Origin of the sequence: Duganella vulcania, from assembly GCF_009857655.1 — a bacterium.
GTDB classification, from domain to species: domain Bacteria; phylum Pseudomonadota; class Gammaproteobacteria; order Burkholderiales; family Burkholderiaceae_D; genus Rugamonas; species Rugamonas vulcania.
In genome coordinates this window covers 1-1,241 of sequence record NZ_WWCX01000248.1, presented here as the reverse complement: position 1 = coordinate 1,241, position 1,241 = coordinate 1, and the positions used below count along the sequence as shown (strand labels likewise).

The 1,241-nt window shown below is 71.6% G+C and carries 1 protein-coding gene; it reads right to left on the bottom strand.

Going from position 1 to position 1,241, the window contains the following annotated elements; translation table 11 throughout:
* Positions 1-1,241, bottom strand: a 1,241-nt coding sequence (locus GTP90_RS35745; RefSeq protein WP_161087935.1) for a PAS domain-containing hybrid sensor histidine kinase/response regulator, incomplete at both ends; no start/stop codon positions are given.

Sequence of the window (1,241 nt, the reverse complement as noted above, 5' to 3'; positions counted from 1 at the left end):
GGCCGTTGTCGCTGGCGCTCAGGTTCATGCCCTGGCCGGGCGCCAGCACCGCCAGCGGCGGCAGCGGCGCGGCCTGGGCGGCGCCGGTGTGCTGCAACGGCACGGTAAAGCTGAACACGCTGCCCCGCCCCGGCGCGCTGCGCACCTCGATGCGGCCCTGCATCAGGATCACCAGCCGGCGGCAGATCGCCAGGCCCAGGCCGGTGCCGCCGTACTCGCGCGTGGTCGAGCCGTCCACCTGGGCGAAGGCCTCGAAGATCAGGTGCTGCTTTTCCGGCGGCACGCCGATGCCGGTGTCGCGCACCGCGAAGGCGATCTCGCTGCGGCCGTCGCGCTCGGCGCCGACCGACAGCGCCACCGTCACGCCGCCGGCGTCGGTGAACTTGATGGCGTTGCCGACCAGGTTGAGCAGCACCTGGCGCAGCCGGCCCGGATCGCCCTTCATCAGGCGCGGCACTTCGGGCGGAACCTCGGCCGCCAGCGCCAGCCCTTTCTGCCGCGCCCGCAGGCTCATGGCGCGCAGCGTGTCGGCCACCAACTGGCGCAGGTCGAACGGCACTTCCTCGATCTCCAGCTTGCCCGCCTCGATCTTGGAAAAGTCCAGGATGTCGTCGACGATGTGCAGCAGCGCGTCGGCCGAGGCCTTCACCAGCGCCAGGTCGGCGCGCTGGCCGGCGTCGATGTCCGATTCGAGCACCAGCTCGGTCATGCCGAGGATGCCGTTCATCGGCGTGCGGATCTCGTGGCTCATGTTGGCCAGGAATTCGCTCTTGGCGCGGCTGGCCGCCTCGGCCGATTCGACCGCGTGCTGCATGGCGGCGCGGGCCGCGCGCTGCTCGCTGATGTCGATGAAGTAGCCCAGCATGTAGGACAGGCCGCCGGTGCGGATCACCTTGCGGCTGACCAGCACGTCGAGCGGCGGATCGAAGGTGGCCATGCGGCGCTCGGTGGTGACCATGCGGCCGGTGGCCCAGGCCTGCTCGTCCTCGACGTGGGTGGCGGCGGCCCAGCGCGGCGAGGCGAAGTCGTCCACCGTGCGGCCGAGGATTTCCGCCCGCGAGCGCTGGGTGAATTCCTCGAAGCGGCTGTTGAAGCGCAGGAAGCGGCCGTCGCGGTCCTTGAGGAAGATGGGGATGGGCAGCTGGTCGAGGATCTGCTCGGTGAGCTCCTGCTGGTCGCGCGCGGCGCGCTCGCCGGCCGGCGCCCGCGGCTGGCCGCGCAGGTCGGCGTGCAGCTCGTGC